The 18,527-nt window shown below is 59.9% G+C and carries 15 protein-coding genes, 1 other RNA gene and 1 pseudogene; 9 read left to right on the plus strand and 8 right to left on the minus strand.

The genetic code is table 11. The annotated features are described in order from the left end of the window. Nucleotides 1-80 precede the first annotated feature (80 nt). From EWR20_RS07145 to EWR20_RS13180, 3 genes are all read left to right on the plus strand, one after another. The gene (locus EWR20_RS07145; protein WP_129360168.1) at nucleotides 81-3,899 is read left to right on the plus strand and encodes a multifunctional oxoglutarate decarboxylase/oxoglutarate dehydrogenase thiamine pyrophosphate-binding subunit/dihydrolipoyllysine-residue succinyltransferase subunit; all 3,819 of its coding nucleotides are present in this window, start codon (nucleotides 81-83) and stop codon (nucleotides 3,897-3,899) included. A gap of 172 nt (nucleotides 3,900-4,071) precedes the next feature. Beyond that, nucleotides 4,072-4,671, plus strand: coding sequence for a GDSL-type esterase/lipase family protein (locus tag EWR20_RS07150; RefSeq protein WP_129359929.1), 600 nt, complete (start codon nucleotides 4,072-4,074; stop codon nucleotides 4,669-4,671). A 193-nt stretch (nucleotides 4,672-4,864) separates the two neighbouring features. Then, nucleotides 4,865-4,939, plus strand: a complete 75-nt coding sequence (locus tag EWR20_RS13180) for a 50S ribosomal protein bL37 (RefSeq protein WP_371811975.1) — start codon at nucleotides 4,865-4,867, stop codon at nucleotides 4,937-4,939. Between the two features lie 204 nt (nucleotides 4,940-5,143). Here the strand turns inward: EWR20_RS13180 and rsrA are convergent. Next, a pseudogene (gene rsrA / locus EWR20_RS07155) lies at nucleotides 5,144-5,389 on the minus strand (mycothiol system anti-sigma-R factor); the annotation flags it as partial. A gap of 35 nt (nucleotides 5,390-5,424) precedes the next feature. After that, nucleotides 5,425-6,171, minus strand: coding sequence for a sigma-70 family RNA polymerase sigma factor (locus EWR20_RS07160; RefSeq protein WP_129360169.1), 747 nt, complete (start codon nucleotides 6,169-6,171; stop codon nucleotides 5,425-5,427). Nucleotides 6,172-6,419: 248 nt separating this feature from the next. On the opposite strand from EWR20_RS07160, the gene EWR20_RS07165 reads away from it, so the two are divergent. From EWR20_RS07165 to hisN, 4 genes are all read left to right on the plus strand, one after another. Continuing rightward, nucleotides 6,420-6,932 (plus strand): DoxX family membrane protein, encoded by a 513-nt coding sequence (locus EWR20_RS07165; RefSeq protein ID WP_129359931.1) that lies wholly within the window; start codon nucleotides 6,420-6,422, stop codon nucleotides 6,930-6,932. A 129-nt stretch (nucleotides 6,933-7,061) separates the two neighbouring features. Beyond that, nucleotides 7,062-8,432, plus strand: coding sequence for a 3-phosphoshikimate 1-carboxyvinyltransferase (gene aroA / locus EWR20_RS07170; RefSeq protein ID WP_197964456.1), 1,371 nt, complete (start codon nucleotides 7,062-7,064; stop codon nucleotides 8,430-8,432). Next, the gene (rsgA, locus tag EWR20_RS07175; RefSeq protein WP_129359932.1) at nucleotides 8,432-9,541 is read left to right on the plus strand and encodes a ribosome small subunit-dependent GTPase A; all 1,110 of its coding nucleotides are present in this window, start codon (nucleotides 8,432-8,434) and stop codon (nucleotides 9,539-9,541) included. Before aroA ends, rsgA begins: the two co-directional genes overlap by 1 nt. Nucleotides 9,542-9,578: 37 nt before the next feature. Then, a complete protein-coding gene (gene hisN / locus EWR20_RS07180) occupies nucleotides 9,579-10,418 on the plus strand; it encodes a histidinol-phosphatase (protein ID WP_129359933.1) in 840 nt (279 codons plus the stop codon). An 84-nt stretch (nucleotides 10,419-10,502) separates the two neighbouring features. Here hisN and EWR20_RS07185 read toward each other — a convergent pair whose 3' ends face one another. Beyond that, the gene (locus EWR20_RS07185; RefSeq protein ID WP_129359934.1) at nucleotides 10,503-11,252 is read right to left on the minus strand and encodes a DUF4190 domain-containing protein; all 750 of its coding nucleotides are present in this window, start codon (nucleotides 11,250-11,252) and stop codon (nucleotides 10,503-10,505) included. Between the two features lie 195 nt (nucleotides 11,253-11,447). After that, nucleotides 11,448-11,820: a transfer-messenger RNA gene (ssrA, locus tag EWR20_RS07190) on the minus strand. A 225-nt stretch (nucleotides 11,821-12,045) separates the two neighbouring features. Here ssrA and prfB point away from each other — a divergent pair. Both prfB and smpB read left to right on the plus strand, forming a co-directional pair. Continuing rightward, on the plus strand, nucleotides 12,046-13,164 hold the full coding sequence (prfB, locus tag EWR20_RS07195) for a peptide chain release factor 2 (RefSeq protein WP_129359935.1): 1,119 nt from the start codon (nucleotides 12,046-12,048) through the stop codon (nucleotides 13,162-13,164). A 48-nt stretch (nucleotides 13,165-13,212) separates the two neighbouring features. Next, nucleotides 13,213-13,689 (plus strand): SsrA-binding protein SmpB, encoded by a 477-nt coding sequence (gene smpB / locus EWR20_RS07200; RefSeq protein ID WP_129359936.1) that lies wholly within the window; start codon nucleotides 13,213-13,215, stop codon nucleotides 13,687-13,689. On the opposite strand, the gene EWR20_RS07205 is transcribed toward smpB, so the two are convergent. The 4 genes from EWR20_RS07205 to EWR20_RS07220 form a co-directional block, all read right to left on the minus strand. Next, nucleotides 13,686-14,765, minus strand: coding sequence for a hypothetical protein (locus EWR20_RS07205; RefSeq protein WP_238147630.1), 1,080 nt, complete (start codon nucleotides 14,763-14,765; stop codon nucleotides 13,686-13,688). The genes smpB and EWR20_RS07205 overlap by 4 nt on opposite strands. Before the next feature lie 81 nt (nucleotides 14,766-14,846). After that, nucleotides 14,847-15,602, minus strand: coding sequence for an ABC transporter ATP-binding protein (locus EWR20_RS07210; RefSeq protein WP_129360173.1), 756 nt, complete (start codon nucleotides 15,600-15,602; stop codon nucleotides 14,847-14,849). Between the two features lie 45 nt (nucleotides 15,603-15,647). Further along, a complete protein-coding gene (locus EWR20_RS07215; protein WP_178945555.1) occupies nucleotides 15,648-16,511 on the minus strand; it encodes an ABC transporter permease in 864 nt (287 codons plus the stop codon). Next, nucleotides 16,508-18,514 carry a glycosyltransferase gene (locus tag EWR20_RS07220; RefSeq protein WP_129360172.1) on the minus strand — a complete coding sequence of 669 codons (2,007 nt, stop codon included), beginning with the start codon at nucleotides 18,512-18,514 and terminating at the stop codon, nucleotides 16,508-16,510. Before EWR20_RS07220 ends, EWR20_RS07215 begins: the two co-directional genes overlap by 4 nt. Between the last annotated feature and the right edge of the window lie 13 nt (nucleotides 18,515-18,527).

The following is an 18,527-nucleotide window of genomic DNA, read 5'->3' on the forward strand; positions in this document are numbered from 1 at the left end:
GTAGCATCCACAAGAGGGTACGGAAGATTGACCGCTCAATCTTCCGGACAGAAACAGCTAATGGAAGAGGCGTGAAGCTAGTGCCAGATCAGCCACATCACCAGATCCCTGAGGAATTTGCAGGTAATGAGTGGCTCGTAGATGAGCTCTTCGAGCAATACCAGCAAGACAAGAACTCGGTGGACAAGAAGTGGTGGCCCATCTTCGAATCCATGCAGGAACAAGAGAGCAAGAGCTCGCCGTCCGGCACCCAGTCCAGTGTTCAGGCCGCGAAGCCCGCAGCGCCCGAACCGTCGGCTTCAGCGAAGCCGAAGAAGCAAGAGGCTCCGGCGAAGCCATCCGCAAAGCCCGCGTCGCAGCCGGCGCAGAAAGCCTCCACCCAGAAGGCCGGCGCCAAGAAAGAAACCGATGCTCCTCAACAGGCAGGGGCCGAGGCCAAAGAATCTCCCACGACCAAGCGTCCCATTCCCGCTCAGCTGCCGGAGGGCGCCAAGAGCAACGTGGAGACGGAAGAAGACAAGGTCGAGACTCTCCGCGGGCCGGCCAAGGCCGTCGTGACGAATATGGAGGAGTCGCTCACGGTCCCGACCGCGACGACGGTACGAGCCGTTCCGGCCAAGGTTCTGATCGACAACCGCATGTTGATCAATGACTACCTCAAGCGTTCGCGCGGCGGAAAAGTCTCGTTCACTCACATCATCGGGTACGCCGTGATTAAGGCTCTCAAGGCCTTTCCTTCGCAGAACGTGGTCTACGGCGAGAATGAGAAGGGCCGTCCCGCGGCCATTCATCCCGCCCACATCAACTTCGGTTTGGCCATCGATATGCCGAAGCCCGACGGATCCCGCAACCTCGTGGTTCCGAATATCAAAAAGGCCGAGACCCTCAACTTCGCCGAGTTCTGGGGTGCCTACGATGACATGGTCAAGCGCGCTCGGGACAACAAGCTCTCGGTCGAGGACTTCAAGGGCACCACGGCATCATTGACCAACCCGGGCGGAATCGGAACCGTCCACTCGGTCCCCCGCCTCTCCAAGGGCCAGGCCTGCATCATCGGCGTCGGTGCCCTGGATTACCCTGCCGAGCGTCGTGGAACGTCCCCCAAGACTTTGGCGCGGGAGGGCGTCTCCAAGATGTTGACGCTGACGTCCACGTATGACCACCGAGTCATCCAGGGCGCGGGTTCCGGCGAATTCCTCAAGCTAATCGATCAGTACCTGCTCGGTGAGCACGGCTTCTACGACGAAATCTTCGAGGTCCTCCGTATACCCTTCGAGCCCGTGCGCTGGGCCGTCGACAACCAGGTGAACCCCGAGGAAGAGGTCAACAAGGTTGCACGAATCCAGCAGCTGATCCACGCGTATCGCGTTCGTGGCCATCTCATCGCGGAGGTCAACCCTCTCGAATACGTGATGCGCAAGCACCCGGATCTCAACATAGCGACCTACGGCCTGACCCTTTGGGACCTGGACCGTGAGTGGCCCACGGGAGGGTTCGGGGATGCGTCGAAGCTCTCCCTGCGGAACATTCTCGATCTTCTGCGCGATGCGTACTGCCGGACCCTGGCGGTTGAGTACATGCACATCGAGTCCCCCAGCGAGCGCCAGTGGTTCCAGCAGCAGTTGGAGCATGGCTATACCAAGCCGAGCCGGGACGAGCAACTGCGCATCCTGGGCAAACTCAATGCCGCCGAGGCATTCGAGACCTTCCTCCAGACCAAGTACATCGGACAGAAGCGCTTCTCTCTCGAGGGCGGAGAATCGCTGATCCCGTTGCTCGATTCGATCATTTCGGGCGCCGCTGATGACGGCCTCGCGGGTGTCGGCATCGGGATGGCCCACCGTGGCCGTCTCAACGTGCTGACCAACATTGCGGGCAAGTCCTACGCCCAGGTGTTCCGCGAGTTCGAGGGTGAGCAAGATCCTCGCCTTGTTGGCGGGTCGGGCGACGTGAAGTACCACCTCGGAACCGAGGGCGTCTTCACATCGGACACCGGCAATGAGACGCAAGTTTATCTCGCGGCCAACCCGTCGCACCTCGAAGCGGTCGACCCTGTGCTCGAAGGAATCGTCCGAGCGAAACAGGATCTCCTGGACGAAGGTGGCGATTCGGAGAACTCCTACGGAGTCCTGCCCATCCTGGTCCACGGTGACGCCGCCTTCGCTGGTCAGGGCATCGTGGCCGAGACCATGCAGATGTCGCAGCTGCGCGGATACAAGGTTGGCGGCACGGTGCACATCGTCGTCAACAACCAGGTCGGCTTCACCACGACTCCGGGCGAGGGCCGCTCCTCAACGTACTCGACCGACGTCGCCCGCATGGTCCAGGCGCCGGTCTTCCATGTGAATGCGGATGATCCTGAGGCCGTGGTCCGCGTGGGCCAGCTGGCCTTCGAATACCGTCAGCGCTTCAACAAGGACGTCGTGATCGACCTCGTGTGCTACCGCCGCCGCGGCCACAACGAGGCCGATGACCCGTCGATGACCCAGCCGATGATGTACCAGCTCATCGAGGCCAAGCGCTCGACCCGCAAGCTGTACACTGAGTCCCTCATTGGCCGCGGCGACATCACGCAGGATGAAGCGGATCGGGCGCTCAAGGACTACCAAGAGCGCCTCGAGCGGGTGTTCACGGAAACCCACGAGGCCCAGACTTCTTCCGCACCCCTGGTCACGGGGGATGCTGCTGCCGTGTCGAACATCGAGCGTCCCGCTGCTCAGCAGATCGAGGACTCGGTCTATTCGCCGGATACTACGGCCGTCTCGCGGGAAGTCGTCGCCCGCGTGGGCGAGGTCCACAATGAGATGCCGGAAGGCTTCCAGGTTCACAAGAAGCTCGGCCAGCTGGTCAAGAAGCGCTACGAGATGTCGACCAACGGCAAGATCGACTGGGGCTTCGGCGAATTGATTGCTTTCGGTTCACTGCTCATGGAAGGCGTCCAGGTCCGCATGTCGGGTCAGGACGTCCAGCGCGGTACGTTCGTCCAGCGCCACTCGGTTCTTCACGACACCCAGTCGAATGCCGAGTGGGTGCCGTTGCGGAATTTGGCGGATGACCAGGCCAAGTTCATGATTTACAATTCCTTGCTCTCCGAGTACGGCGTCATGGGCTTCGAGTACGGCTACTCCGTGGAGCGTCCGGACTCGCTAGTCATCTGGGAAGCGCAGTTCGGCGATTTCTTCAACGGCGCCCAGACGATCATCGACGAATTCATGTCTTCGGCTGAGCAGAAGTGGGCCCAGCGTTCCTCGCTGGTGCTCATGCTTCCGCACGGTTACGAAGGTATGGGCCCGGACCACTCGTCCGCCCGCATGGAACGTTTCCTGCAGATGTGTGCGGAGAACAACATGACCATCGCGGTTCCGTCCACCCCGGCCAACCACTTCCATCTATTGCGTCGTCACGTGTACAGCAGGCCTCACCGCCCACTGGTCATCATGACGCCGAAACAGCTCCTGCGTCTCAAGGCGGCGACATCATCGGTCGAGGACTTTACGCAGGGTGACTTCCAGACGGTGATTCCGGACCAATTGGGTCTCAATGACTCGGATGTCAAGCGAGTCATCATGGTTTCGGGCCGGCTCTACTACGATCTGGCTGCCCGCCGCGAGAAGAAGGGCCTCAGCCAGACGGCGATTGTCCGAGTCGAACAGCTTTACCCGCTTCCGCTCGACGAGATCAAGGAACAACTGTCGCGGTACCCCAACGCCGAAGTGGTCTGGGCCCAGGACGAGCCCGCCAACCAGGGTCAGTGGCCTTACCTGACGACAGCGTTGTTGCCGCTCTTGGACCGTGAGATACGCTTGGTGTCCCGGCCTGCCTCCGCGTCCCCCGCGACAGGCACCGGCAAACGTCACCAGGCCGAGCTCGAGCACCTCGTTCAGCAGGCCGTCGAGTAAATCTCGGCATGTCGTCCACGAGCCCTCGTATTTCCCATGTTTCTATGGTCAATGCGAGGGCTCGGACATGCGGGCGCAGCAAAGAACGTTTATCGTTACGTTAGATGCACTCGTTGAACGTCCGTAATCGGGCGGCCAACGATCTGACGCCGAAGACAACAGAAAGAATCTCGTGGAGCAACGAAACATTCGGATCGTGGCGGTCGGCGACGACCTGCTGGCTGGTATTGGTGACCCGCGCGCCCTTGGTTGGTTCGGCCGGGTCATGGCGCGTACGCCCCAGAACGTGGCGCCTGTCGTCTCGTACAACTTGGCCGCCCCCGGTGAAGGCAGCGAGACCCTCAACGAGCGTTGGTTCGAGGAGGCTAGTCGTCGTTTCGCTAGCGGAGCGGACAACCGGTTGGTCATTGCGCCGTCGACCTTCGACATCGACACGGGCCTCACGAACGCCCGCAGTCGGCTGAATCTCGCCAACATGGTGGATTTGGCCTCGCAGAACAACATCAAGGTCCTGGTCGTCGGTCCCCCGCCCACCCTGGATTCCGAGCAGAACCGCCGTATCGCGGACCTTTCCGCGGCTTATGCGGACGTTACGACCCGACGACGCCACGTCTACGTGGATACGTTCAACCCGTTGCAGCACCACGAGCAGTGGCGCCAGGATCTGGCCGCAAACGATGGACGCCCCGGTCAGGCCGGTTACGGATTGATGGCATGGCTGGTCCTGCATCGCGGCTGGTACTCCTGGTTGCAGCTTCCGGAACAGCACTGACTCTCGGTTGGACCGAGATCACGCTCGCATTTTTCGGTGGCGATGTGCACCGGCGTCGTGTTGTCTGGCAGAATGATGCACAATGCCCATTGCCTGATCCCGCGCGCCCCTGCGCCGGGTGGTCCGCGGTGGGCTGACCATTTCAGGGCCGCTCTTCATACGTGAGTACGAAGATGCGCGGAAGGAGGCTCATATGAGCAAGCGTGGACGTAAGCGTAAGGATCGTCGTAAGAACGCAGCCAACCATGGCAAGCGGCCTAACTCCTAAGGAGTTGGCTTGGCCGTGGCACCGGCCCTCGCCTTGTGCGAAGCGGCTGGGCTGCCGAGAAAAAGGGCTGAGATGCTTGAAAGCATCTCAGCCCTTTTTGTTCCTTGGGGCGTGGCCCAGTCAGGAAGCCAGCGGGCGGTCGGAGGCGTCGTCGCCTGCTCCACCCAGAGCCGAATGGTCGTGTTCCGAAGCGTCGGTGCTGCCGCGCAATGAGTCGATTCTTGCGAGGATCGATTGTTTGAGCTCTTCCGGCGCGGGCTCGCAGCATGAGCGCTTGACCGCTGACCGGATCACGCATTCCAGGTCATACTCTCGAGCACACGTCTCGCACTCATTCAAGTGCTTACAGATGTCTTCGATGTCTTCCGCGGAGAGAGCGCCGTCGAGGTATTCATAGATCCGATGGATCTTGTCTTCGCGGCATCCGCCGGTCTCTTGGCAGTCTGTCATAATCCTTTCCTTCCTCACGATGGGCGTTCTCACCGCTATTTGGCACCCTGGGCGCCTGTTGAATTCTTGGTCTTCTTATTTCCGGAGCCGGTTTTTCGACCGCCTTCGGTGCTGAATCCGAGGCCGGAGGCGTATTCGGCCAGCTGTTCGCGCAGGAGCCTGCGTCCTCGGTGGAGGCGGGACATGACGGTACCAATCGGGATATCGAGGATTTCTGCGATTTCCTTGTACGCGAATCCCTCGACGTCCGAGTAGTAGACCGCCATCCGGAAATCTTCCGGGAGGGACTGTAGCGCGCTTTTGACGTCACTGTCCGGCAGATGCTCGAGCGCCTCCGACTCCGCCGACTTCAACCCTGATGATGTGTGGGCCGAAGCCTGGACCAGCTGCCAGTCCTCAACGGAATCCGTATTCGCCTGATGCGGCTCGCGTTGCCGCTTGCGATACAGGTTGATGTACGTGTTGGTCAGGATGCGATAGAGCCACGCCTTGAGGTTCGTACCCGGCTTGTATTGGTGAAACGCAGAAAAAGCCTTCGTGTACGCCTCTTGGACGAGGTCCTGTGCATCCGCCTGATTTCGGGCCATGCGCAAGGCGGCAGCATACAACTGATCTATATATTGCATGGCTTCCCGCTCGAAACGAGCCTTGCGCTCTTCGTCCGATTCGCGGGACAGATCGACTGTGTCCACGGATTCCTTCCGCTTGGGCCTACTGATGAATTCATCCCAGTCTAGAAGGTTTGTCGACGTAGATGCTCCGGACGTCGGCCCGGACGTCATCAACGGCTTTTCCAACGTTGCCGTCACCCTGCATCATCCCTCAGCACTGCTCAGTATTTGTCGTCGTGAATTTCAACGGACCCGCGGTTCGTTATATTCCGTCGTATTGGTTTTCTGTTCGCAGGGCACGAAACGGCACGCGTACCTGTATCTCCGTGGACCCGATCACATAGGATGATCGTGAACCCACGGGTTTTCGTTCGGCATCCTCCGTTGCCGAGAACGAATTCCCACGTTGAGGAGGAATCATGACCATCGTTCGCAAACTTGCTCGCCCCCTGTTGGCAGCATCGTTCATCTACAACGGTGTCAACCGTCTGCGTACCCCGGAGTCGGCCAAGCACCTGAAGCCGGCTATCGATGCGGCAGCGAAAGCGGCACCGCAGCTCGCTCCCTTGCGCGGCCAGGAACGCCTCGTCGGACAGGCCATTGCCGCGACTCAGGTCGGCGCCGGTGCGTTGTTCGCCCTCGGCCGCTTCCCGCGTCTTTCCTCCACACTGTTGTTGGCAGCAGGCACGATCAACGCTTACGTCGACTTTGCGAACGCCGAGGCTGACACCAAGGAAAAGAAGGAAGCCCGCATCGCGGATGGCGTCAAGAATGCCTCTCTCGTGGGCGCCGTCGCCTTGACGTCAGTCGATACGGAAGGAAACCCTTCTTTGGCCTGGCGCGCCGGAAAACTCAGCGCGGACGTCAAAAAGAAGTCCAATAAGCTGGGCGACGGTCTGAAGAAAAAGTCCGAAGACGTTTTCGGCAACTGATGCAGCGTGAGACCAGGCGATGTGATCGCCTGTGATCGATCCGGGGGTCCGCATTCGTGCGGACCCCCGTTCGCGCTTAAAATATTCGGTGTACTCCCCAACCCATACAAGAATCAGCCGAGGTACCTCTTGAATCCTTCCGTTGCCCGCGACTGGCGCGCCCCCGTGGTCTTCCCCGACTCCTCGTGGAGCGCACGTGTCCGAGTGCCAGGTTCCAAGTCCCTCACCAACAGGTACTTGTTCCTGGCGGCGATTGCCGACGGGCCCAGCACACTTCGGGGAGCCCTCGAATCCAGGGATTCGAACCTCATGATGGAGGCACTCGAAAGGGTCGGCGCACGTTTTGAACGTGATGGCCAGCTGGTGAGGGTCGATCCCGTCTCCCTGGACGAGCACCCCTCCGGTGGTCACGCTCGTTTCCCTGACACGGTTGAGATTGATACGGGACTCGCGGGAACCGTCATGCGATTCGTCCCGCAGCTCACGGCGATACTGGGAGTCCCGGCCCGGTTCGACGGTGATGCGGGTGCCCGGCAGCGTCCCATGGCCCCGGTCATCGATGCCCTTCGTCAATTGGGCGCGACGGTGGACGATGCGGGCACAGGAACCCTTCCTTTCACCATTCTTCCCCGCGGTGCGGCTGCCGAGGGCCGTGAGCGCGGAGAAGGGACGCGTGTGATCCACATCGACGCGAGCACTTCGAGCCAGTTCTTGTCCGCGGCGATGCTCAGCGGATGCCTCCTACCGGGCGGCCTCACGATCCGGCATGAGGGTTCGGGTATTCCGTCGATGCCTCACGTTGAGATGACTATCCAGACGCTCGCCGAATACGGCGTCACGGTCCGGACGAATCATGATTCCTCCTGGAGCGTCCTTCCGGCGATACCTCGTGCCCACGACGTCGCCGTCGAACCGGATCTCTCCAATGCGGGGCCGTTCCTCGCGGCAGCTGTGGTCACCGGTAATACGGTAACGATTCCCGATTGGCCCGCAACCACGACCCAAGGCGGCGATCACTGGCGGCGGATCCTTCCCGAGTTCGGGGCCGAAGTTCATCGTCAAGGGCCTGATCTGAAAGTTACCGGCCCGCGAGGAGGAGCCCTCACCGGCCAGTTGCCGGGGGTCGACCTCGATCTCTCCGAAGCCGGCGAACTTGCTCCCACCGTGGCAGCCATCGCCGCTCTCGCCCAGCAGCCCTCACGGCTGCGAGGAATTGGGCATCTTCGCGGGCATGAGACCGACCGTTTGAAGGCGCTCGTGACGGAAATCAACCGTCTGGGCGGTCGGGCGGAAGAGACCGAGGACGGCATACGGGTGCTGTCTCCCGTTCGGCACGGCGGCCTCTTCGAAACCTACGAAGACCACCGTATGGCCACGGCCGGGGCGGTCATCGGGCTGGCGGTTGACGGCGTCGTCGTGGAGAACGTGGACACCACATCCAAGACGCTGCCGGACTTCACCACCCTGTGGGAAGGCATGCTCGAGGGAGGAGACATCTAATGCGTCGACGCTCTTCCCAGTCATGGGACGAATCCGATGTTCATGTCAGGGCCAACAAGAAAGGTTCCCGGCCCCGGACCAAGGACCGGCCCGCGCACGAAGACGCCGTGATTGGACGCGTGGTCACCGTTGACCGCGGCCGATACACGATCGATCTCGGAACAAGCGGGCCCGGAACCCAGATCACGGCGGTCCGGGCAAAGGATTTGCGACGTACCCCTATCGCCGTTGGCGACCTCGTCGGCTTGGTCGGAGACACCTCGGGGTCGGAAGGATCATTGGCACGCCTCGTACGTCTCGAGGAGCGCTCGACAGTCCTGCGCCGAAGTGCGGATGACACCGACCCCATTGAAAGGGTCGTTGTGGCCAACGCAAGCCAACTGATCATCGTTGTAGCCGCGGCTCACCCTACCCCGCGGACCGGTTTCATCGACCGATCGATCGTCGCGGCGTATGACGCGGGCATTGAGCCCATCCTCTGCATCACCAAAACCGATCTCGGCGACCCCGCTCCCCTTCGGGATTATTACGCGAATACCTCACTGCGAATTCTGACCAGCTCTCCGGAAGGCTCCGCGGAAGGGCTCACCCGCGTCGGCCAACACGAAAGTCTGACCCTGAATGCGGCCCTTCTCGACGGCGTGCAGGCCCAGCTCGACGGCCACGTCAGCGTGTTCCTCGGCCACTCTGGGGTCGGAAAATCGACCCTCGTCAATGCCTTGGCCGGTTCGTCCCGGTCCACGGGCGGCGTCAACGAGGTCACAGGCCGCGGGCGGCACACCTCCTCATCGGCACTGGCCATTTCCCCGGCTTGGGGTGCGGCCGGTACGTGGGTCGTGGACACGCCCGGAATCAGATCGTTCGGCCTGGCCCACGTCGCCAAGGAGACTATGGTCGGGGCATTCGAGGATTTGGCCCCTGGGTCGGCCGACTGCCCGAAAGGATGCACGCACGCAGTCAACGCCATAGGGTGCGGAATCCAGGCTCTCGTGGATTCCGGCAGGGCCGGAGACTACGCGGGGCAGAGACTCGAGTCGCTACGGCGCCTACTGGGAGTAGCCACCGAAGAAGGACTGGACGATGTGAAGGAACTTGGCGCGACCTCCTAACCGGGCGGCGCCTCGAGCATGGGATAGCCTAGAAAGCATGACTTCAATGAGCCCCTACAACGATGACATGCGTTTGGCGCACGTCATCGCCGACGCCGTTGACCGCTACACGCTCGGAAAATTTCAGGCTCAGGACTTCACGGTTGAAACGAAGCCGGACTTGACTCCGGTCACGGACGCCGACCGCGAGGCAGAACAACTGATCCGTTCACATCTTTCCCGTGCTCGGACCCGTGACGCCGTCGTGGGGGAGGAATTTGGGGCAACCGGTTCCTCACCTCGCCAGTGGGTCGTGGATCCCATCGACGGTACGAAGAATTTCGTCCGGGGAGTACCCGTGTGGGCAACGTTGATCGCGCTGATGGACGAGGGCAAGCCGGTCGTCGGGTTAGTATCTGCGCCTGCCCTTCAGCGACGCTGGTGGGCGGCGGAAGGAAGCGGCGCTTTCGCGGGCCGTTCAATTGCCAAGGCGAGGCGGCTCGGCGTGTCTGCAATAAGCTCGCTGCACGACGCTTCGCTGTCCTTCTCATCGTTGTCCGGGTGGAAGGATCTCGGCCGTCGCGAGCAGTTCCTCGATCTCACCGACCAGGTATGGAGAGTCAGAGCCTACGGAGACTTCTGGTCCTACTGTCTCCTGGCCGAAGGCGCAGTCGATATAGCCTGCGAGCCTGAACTGAACCTGCACGATATGGCGGCTTTGGTTCCGATCGTGACCGAGGCGGGAGGCCGGTTCACCTCCGTCGATGGCGAGGAGGGCCCACACGGCGGCAATGCCGTCGCAACCAATGGACATCTGCACCGCAGAGTACTCGACAAGCTGGCCGCCGGTGATCCGGAGGCCTCGTTGTCGGGTGAATTCATCCCCACCGAATCCTAGAGGTATTCTTCAGCACGAAAAGGCCCCGCTACCGAATCACGGTAGCGGGGCCTTTTCGTGTCAGCCTCCTCGCGAGACCCGGAATCAGTAGTTCGACTGGATGTAAGAGTCAACGCATTGTTCGAATTCTGCGCTGTTGGCCGAGGAGTATCCCCCGCACTGTTGGGCGGCGTCATTGGCAACCGACAGACCGATCGCAAAAAGCACGCCGACAATAACAGAAAGAATCACGCCGATCGCACCGAGAACGATACCGATGATCGGCATGGCCTTACTGGCCCCTTGGGTTTTGCCGAGCTTCCTGACCGCGACGATACCGAGCACTATGGCTACGATTCCGGCAATCCCAGGAAGGACCAACCAGCACAGGACGACGCTGGCTATACCGCAGATGAGGGCGGCCAGACCCATCCCCCAACCATTCGGACGCTCCCCGGCCCGAGACGGGTATTGCTGATAATTCGGCTGGCCATAATTATTCGGCTGGTACTGAGGTTGACCCGAGTCATTCATCGGATAAGCCTGGGTGTTAGGAGCACCGTACCGAGGCTGCCCGTTGTACTGGTCGTTGGACGGTTGTTGGCCGTAGTCGTGCGGCAACGGTTGATAGCCGCGTTCTTGTTGGCCATAACGATTTCCGTCGTCGGGCTGACCGCTGACGGAGGAGCCGTGGGAAGGGTAGTTACCGTACTGGGGCTGTTCCTCGGTCGCTTCATGGCCCCCGTTGCTGTGTTCTCCGTAGGAGGCTTGGGGGTCTCTCTGGCCGAAGCGCGGAGCCGAACCGTTCTCTTCGGAGTTTGGCTCGTGGTTCTCAGATGAGGGATTGTTGGTCATAGGAGACTTCTCCTCGTTTCCGTGGGCTCGACGTGGTTCACCGCATATGTTGTATACAGGCCATTTAATCACACCACCAGATTCGGATTGCCGGCTCCGTTCTCGGGAAGAGTCTATAGAACGGCTATACGGCCACCAGGCTGTTGCGGATATGACAATGCCCGGGCCTCACGCATGAGGTCCGGGCATTGTGAAAAGTGGAGATGCGGGGAATCGAACCCCGGTCCGATGCAGCTTTGCCAGGGTTTCTCCGGGCGCAGTTTGTGAATCGGTGTTTTCGGCTCCGGCACTCCCACAAACTGGTTGCCGCCGAACCTATCCGCATAAAAGTCCCCTAGCCCCCTACGGAGAGGGACTAGAGCAGTGGCCTTCTAAACTGATACTAGGAACCGGGTCGAAAGCGAACCCGGGCTAGCAGACTGCTCTGGCTACTTACGCAGCGAGAGCGAAGTCAGTGCGCTTTTCAGATTTGGCACTTATTGTTTTGCAGAGAACGTTAACGAGATGACTCTACATTCTCGGCCCGCTTCACCTGCCGCAACTGGCATCGTCGAAACCGATCATCCCCATATTTGGTTTTCAATCTACGTTCCCGGAGGGCCGTCAAATATTCTTACTTTTCAACCCTTCGGACTTCCCTACTATACCCCCTTCAAGACGCTTTGGAAACCCCAACTACCGCCGAGAGCCCGAAGTCTGCGCGGCCGAGGCGGAGGCGCGAAGCCGTCTCTTATTCGCCCTGACTCACCTCTTCGGAGGCTGAGGGCTAGACAATCGACTAGACTTGGTGGATATGGCTTCCACCGACTTTTCCGCAGCAATCAAGGACCTCCGCGCTACCTATGCTCAAATAGAGCAGGTCAGCGACGTCGAGGGGCTCCGTGCGACCATCGCGGAACTCTCAGAAGCCGCGGCCGCTCCCAATCTCTGGGACGACCCCGATGCGGCTCAGAAGGTCACTTCCAAGCTCTCGCACCGTCAATCGGAGTTGGATCGCCTCGAGAAGCTTCTGGGCCGAATCGATGACCTCGAGACCATGGTCGAGCTGGCTCGGGAAGAGGAAGACGCGGATCTGCTCCACGAAGCCGACTCGGAGCTTTCCTCGATTCAAAAGGCCTTGGCCGATCTCGAGATCGTTACGTTGCTTTCGGGAGAATACGACCCTCGGGAAGCCGTCATCACGATCCGTTCCGGAGCCGGCGGCGTCGATGCAGCCGATTTTGCCGAGATGCTCATGCGGATGTACCTGCGCTGGGCCGAGAAGCACGGTTATCCGGCCAAGGTGCTGGACACGTCGTATGCGGAGGAAGCCGGACTCAAGTCCACGACCTTCGAGATCAAATCCCCCTATTCTTTCGGCAGGCTTTCAGTGGAGGCGGGCACTCACCGACTCGTTCGCATCTCCCCGTTCGACAACCAAGGTCGGCGACAAACCTCGTTCGCGGCGGTCGAGGTCATCCCCTTGATCGAGCAGACAGACAGCATTGACATACCGGAGAACGAGATTAAAGTGGATGTGTTCCGCTCTTCCGGCCCGGGCGGTCAGTCGGTCAATACAACGGACTCTGCTGTTCGCATGACGCACATACCCACCGGCATCGTCGTCTCCATGCAGAACGAGAAGTCGCAGATCCAGAACCGGGCCGCCGCCCTGCGCGTTTTGCAGTCCCGTTTGCTTCTTCAGCGCCAAGAAGAAGAAAACGCGAAGAAAAAAGAGCTTGCCGGTGACGTTAAGGCCTCATGGGGAGACCAGATGCGTTCCTATGTTCTGAACCCCTACCAAATGGTCAAGGATCTTCGGACCAACCATGAGGAAGGTAATCCCAGTGCGGTTTTCGATGGAGCGATCGACGACTTCATCGACGCCGGAATCCGATGGCGCGCCGGTCAACGGCAGTCGGACCATTCATAGTCCATTCACCGATGCCCTGACGGGCAGAAGAACCAGATCAACAGACTCATGGCTAAAAAGAACGACGACGGGCGCAAGGTCATAGCGACCAACCGCAAGGCCCGTCACGATTACACCATCCTGGATACGTATGAAGCCGGGATTGCCCTTCTGGGTACTGAGGTTAAGTCCTTGCGAGACGGAGGAGCCTCTATCGTGGATGGCTTTTGCCAGATGACCAGGGGTGAGCTCTGGCTGGAGAACATTCACATCGCCGAATACGGTCACGGCTCGTGGACTAATCACGAGGCTCGACGGCGTCGGAAGCTCCTCCTCCACCGTCAAGAGCTCCACAAGCTGGATCAGAAGACCAAGGAAACCGGCTTCACGGTCGTACCTCTTCAGCTCTATTTCCGCGATGGCAAAGCGAAGGTCGAAATCGCTCTGGCCCAGGGCAAGAGAGAATACGACAAAAGGCACGCCCTGCGCGAGGCCCAAGACAAGCGTGAGGCCCAGCGCGCCATGCGCTACCGCAATCTCGGTTAGCGGGAGGGATTGCCTCCCGTCGGATCATCCTGCTGGGTATATGCACGCTGCCGCTCCCTCGAGCCCATGGTGATGTGGCGCAAGTCCATCTGGTCGTCGAAGCCTGACCCGAGGGCACCGGCAACGACCCCCATGGAGGCGCTCAACCACGCGATGGCCATGTAGTTGGTGATACTGACGTCACCTCCGATCACACTCGCCATGAACGTCGGGTCGATAACAATGACCCCTGCCACGAAGATGAAGACCCACAGCGCTATATACAGTGCGACGACGCAGAACAGCAGGGTTGTGACGGTGGACAGGTTGTACAGCAGCACGATCACGGACAACCGGTCGTATTTCGGTTGTTCCCAAAGCCGATTGCTGAAAAGCAACCAGCCGACCATCGAGATCACCGCAAGCGCAGAAATGACGAACAACCTGTTGGAGCTCAGGGCCTCGGACATCTGCCAGATCGAATTGTAGAATATGCCGAAGGCACCCGTTGCAGAAGCGGCCGCCAGCGCCCTCGAGAGCTTGGGCGCCGTCCGCCACGGCTCGTTGGCCATGATGACGCCGAACACCGTGCGGGGCAGCCCCGTCCGGGGGTTGGCGAGCATGATCATGCTGGATCTGTCATCACGACTGACCCACTGCCCCCAACCGTCGTCGATGTAGGTCTCCGCGACGTGCTCCGCGTTCATGAGTCGGTATGTGCAGTCGGTGACGACCCGCAGAAGTTTGGACTTGGTCGCCCACGCTCCCAGCGTCGGGCAGGAAATCACGGCGACTCGCTCATCAGGATAGGCTTCGGCGATGAGCGGGCGTTTGTCGAGGTAACGCGGGATCTCGGTCAGCAGGACGACCACATCGACTCGTCCCTCCGACAGATGCTCCACAAGGCGGGTCTCGAGGGTGTTGTCTGGTCGAATCCGGATGAGTTCGCTCTGCGTTTCTACCCTGATCTTCAACTTGGAGAGCACCTGCAGGCGGTTCTCCAAAGAGTCGCGAATCGCGGACAGCCTGCCCGTCGGAAGGCCGGGGTCGGCAATTACGTGTACGACCATTTCTGCGGGAGCCGGCGCGTTTGTCATTTGCATCACTTTACCCCCGTAACCCCCTTAAACGAGTAGTGGCCCACTGCCAAAAAGCAGTGGGCCACCCCCGTAATAGTCCTAGCCGTCCGGCCGAAGATGCGCGACGGCGTCCCGGATGTCGCCGTCTTCGACGATCTTGCCGTTTTCGAGCACGACGCCTCGCTCGCACAGGCGTTTGACCATATCGAGGTCGTGGCTCACCACGACCAGGGTCCGGCCCCGCTGCGAAAGCTCCTTGATCTTCTTGATGCATTTTTTCTGGAACGGCTCATCACCGACGGCCAGAATCTCGTCCACCAGGAAGATCTCGGGATCGGTATGCACCGCGACGGCGAAAGCCAGCCGCAAATACATACCCGAGGAATAGAACTTGACTTCAGTATCGATAAATTGTTCGATCTCCGAGAATTCGACGATGGAGTCGAATTTCTCGTCAATCTCCTCCCTGGTCATACCCAGGATCGCGCCGTTGAGGTACACGTTGTCCCGGCCGGTTAGGTCAGGGTGGAAACCAGCGCCAACCTCAATGAGCCCAGCGATCCGGCCTCGGGCCACGAGGTCGCCTTCATCCGCGTGCATAACCCCGGAGATCAATTTCAACAAGGTCGACTTGCCGGAACCGTTCAGTCCGAGAAGGGCAACACGCTCACCCTCGTGAATATTCAGCGAAACGCCGTCGAGGGCGTTGAATTTCTCTGAAAGATCGCCCTTGCGCCCTTTGATGAGCCATACGAAGGCTTCCTTCATCGAACGTGTGTGCCTCAAGACGAAGCGCTTGACCAGATTGTCGATTTTGATGACTACCGGCTCCGACGAAGGAACGTACGGCGGCATCGGCTTCGAGAGCTCGGGGTCGTTATCGAGCCATGACACTATGAATCAGAGCTCCTGTGCAAAGTTGCCCTCGAACTTGCGGAAGAGCAAGTCACCGATGACAACGGTAACGATAGCGATCACGATGGCGAGCGGAGTCCACAACGTCAGAAGATGGGGTGGAACGTGCCAATCCATACTGAGCGTGGGGTACCAGAAAGCGTAGTGGAAAAGCTCCACAGCAACGGTAATCGGGTTGGACAGGTAAAGGTGAAGGACCCAGTCCGGGGCCTTGTCAGCGACTCGCTCCCACGGGTACATAATCGGGGATGCCCAGGTCAGGACCATGACCAACAAGTCCACGAGATTCTCGGAATCGCGGAAGAAGACGTTGGCGACGCCGAAGATCAGTCCCAGACCATAAGCGAAGGCCGTCAGGATACCGAGGCCGACCACAGCGCACGCCAGTTGCATAATGTTGGGGTGCCAGCCCACCACGAAGTCCGCTATCAGAAGGACCAGAAGTTGAGGCACGAAGTGAATGAGCCCAACCCAAATGGTCGAGACCGAAAACAACTCCCGTGGAAGGTAGATCTTTTTGATCAGCGCCCCGTTGCCAACAAAGCACCTGGCCCCGTTCCCAAAGGCTTCACCGAAATAATTGATGAGCACGATGCCGGAGAACAGGTAGACGGCGTAATTCTCGAGACCCTTGTTCAACTCCAAGAAGACGCCGAGGGCCATATAGAAGACAATGAACTGTACGCCGGGCTTGACGTAGGACCAGAGGATACCGAGAATCGAGCCGCGGTACCGGACCTGGAGTTCCTTGTCGACGAGGAGCCGAAGCAGGAATGTGTGCTTGAAGACGTCCAGCAGGCCCCGGCCTCGACCGGGGCGCTGAAACTCTCTATTGCTGATATCTGTCATCGCTTCAGTTCGGAATCCGTATGCTGATCGAAGGTTTGCTTCCATGCCTCAAGTGAGGTGATGCGAGATGCCGCCTCGCGATACTGCTTCCTGAGGGAAGACCAGTTGCGCAAGATTTCGGCGTGCAGCCGCGTCGCCTCGACGAGCTTATTCCGCAACTGCTCCGGCTGGCGACGGTACCACGAGACCGCGGTGCCTTCCGCGTTGGAAACCAGTGCGGAATCGTATTGAGACATTCGCCACCACCGATTGTCCTGGTGCGCGATGTGCGTCTGCGGGTGCTCGTGGAAGGCAGAGTCAACGGGCTTGATGAGCTGCTTGGTGACCGTTTTGATAGCCCACGGGACGAGGGATTTGTATGACGGTGCCCGGAAGCCTCGGCCGTTTCGGGGAGGCTTCGACATATAGGGTTCGGGGAACGCCTCGATGTCCTCCTTGAACTGGGCGTCGGAGTATTCCTTCATCAGTGCCCTGATTTCCGGAAGACGTTGCGGCTGGATCTCGTGCAGCTGATCCGCCCCCTGGAGCACGTCCCGCAACGCCAGGATGCGGCCATGTTCGGTGAAGTACTGCATGGAGATCAAATGCTTGACGTCCGCATAGGACGATTCGCGCAAGAGCCTCCCGCCGCGTTCATACGGCGAGTGCAGCAGCGCTGCGATGATCCGGTTACGAATGTGGAAGTAGGCTTGCCATCCGACCAAGTCGTCCTTGTCGATCCAGGAGACGTGCCATACTGCGGCGCCAGGCAGCGAGACCGTGTGATAGCCGGCCTTTTTGGCCCGGAGCCCGTATTCGGCGTCGTCCCACTTGATGAAGACCGGCAACGCCAAGCCCAGTTCCTTGATGACCTTGGTCGGGATGAGGTCCATCCACCAACCGTTGTAGTCGACGTCGACGCGGCGATGCAGCCACGGGGTGCTCCGGAGATTCGACTTGAGGAAGTCGTGACCCAGGGTTTGCTCCTCGTGCGGCTGATCCGGCTGGAATCGATAAGTATTGACGATCTCGCCGAACGTGTGTAGAACCGTCCGGTTGTACAGATCGAACATGTGGCCGCCCACGATGGTCGGCTTGCGGCAAAGATCAGCGAAAGTCAGAAGACGTATGATCGATTCCGGCTCCACCACGACGTCGTCGTCCAAGAGCAACGCGTAATCGCTGCCGTTCTCCACGGACTCGTACATGCCGCGGGAGAAACCACCGGAACCGCCAAGGTTCGATTGGTTGATGATCCGGAGCTTGCCCTGCAGTGTAGCGGCGACTTCTTCGAAATCGTCCTCGTCCTGAACCTTCTTATTCCCCTGATCGACGATCAGAAGTTCTTGGATCGCGTCCAGCGCTTCCGGGCTCTGGGCCAAGGAACGAAGATTGTTGAGGCAAAAATCCGGCTTGTTCAGCGTCGTGATTTCGAGCGTAATCCGGCCCGGTTTGGTTTCAGCTTCGGTGTAGCCGTTCCAATCCGCTTTCTCCAGGACCAGGGACTCATTGCCGGCGACCAGGTCGAACCAGTACCAGCCGCCGTCACCGAAGGGCTTGAGTGGCAGATCGAAGGTCGAGTGCGATTTTCCGGAGACCCGGCGGGAGTCCACGCGCTGAAGCGAGCCTCGCGCATTGGACTTGTAAATGATGACCGTGCCCTCACCCTGGGTGTGGACGGACAGGCAAATATCTTCGATACTCGTCCAGCGTTTCCAGTACGAGGCAGGGAAGGCGTTGAAATAGGTCGCGAAGGACAAACGCGATCCGGCACGAATCAGAGTCGAGCGGCGGTCGATGAAATCTTCCGCGTGCGTGTCCGACATGGGGCTGGATGCATAACCATCGGACTCTGACGAGGTCTTCTTGGACGACGACAGGGCGTCATTGGTGCCCAGAGAACCGTTCATGGTCGACAGCTGCACGCCCGTCGCCTGCCCCGAGTCGACGTACAGCGGAACCGTGTCCATCTGTTCGGCCGGAGGGAAAATGACGCGCTGAAGGGTCTTGAGGTTCTTGGTCATGGGTTCGGTCGGT

This window comes from Rothia uropygioeca (assembly GCF_004136585.1).
Taxonomy (GTDB): Bacteria; Actinomycetota; Actinomycetes; order Actinomycetales; family Micrococcaceae; genus Rothia.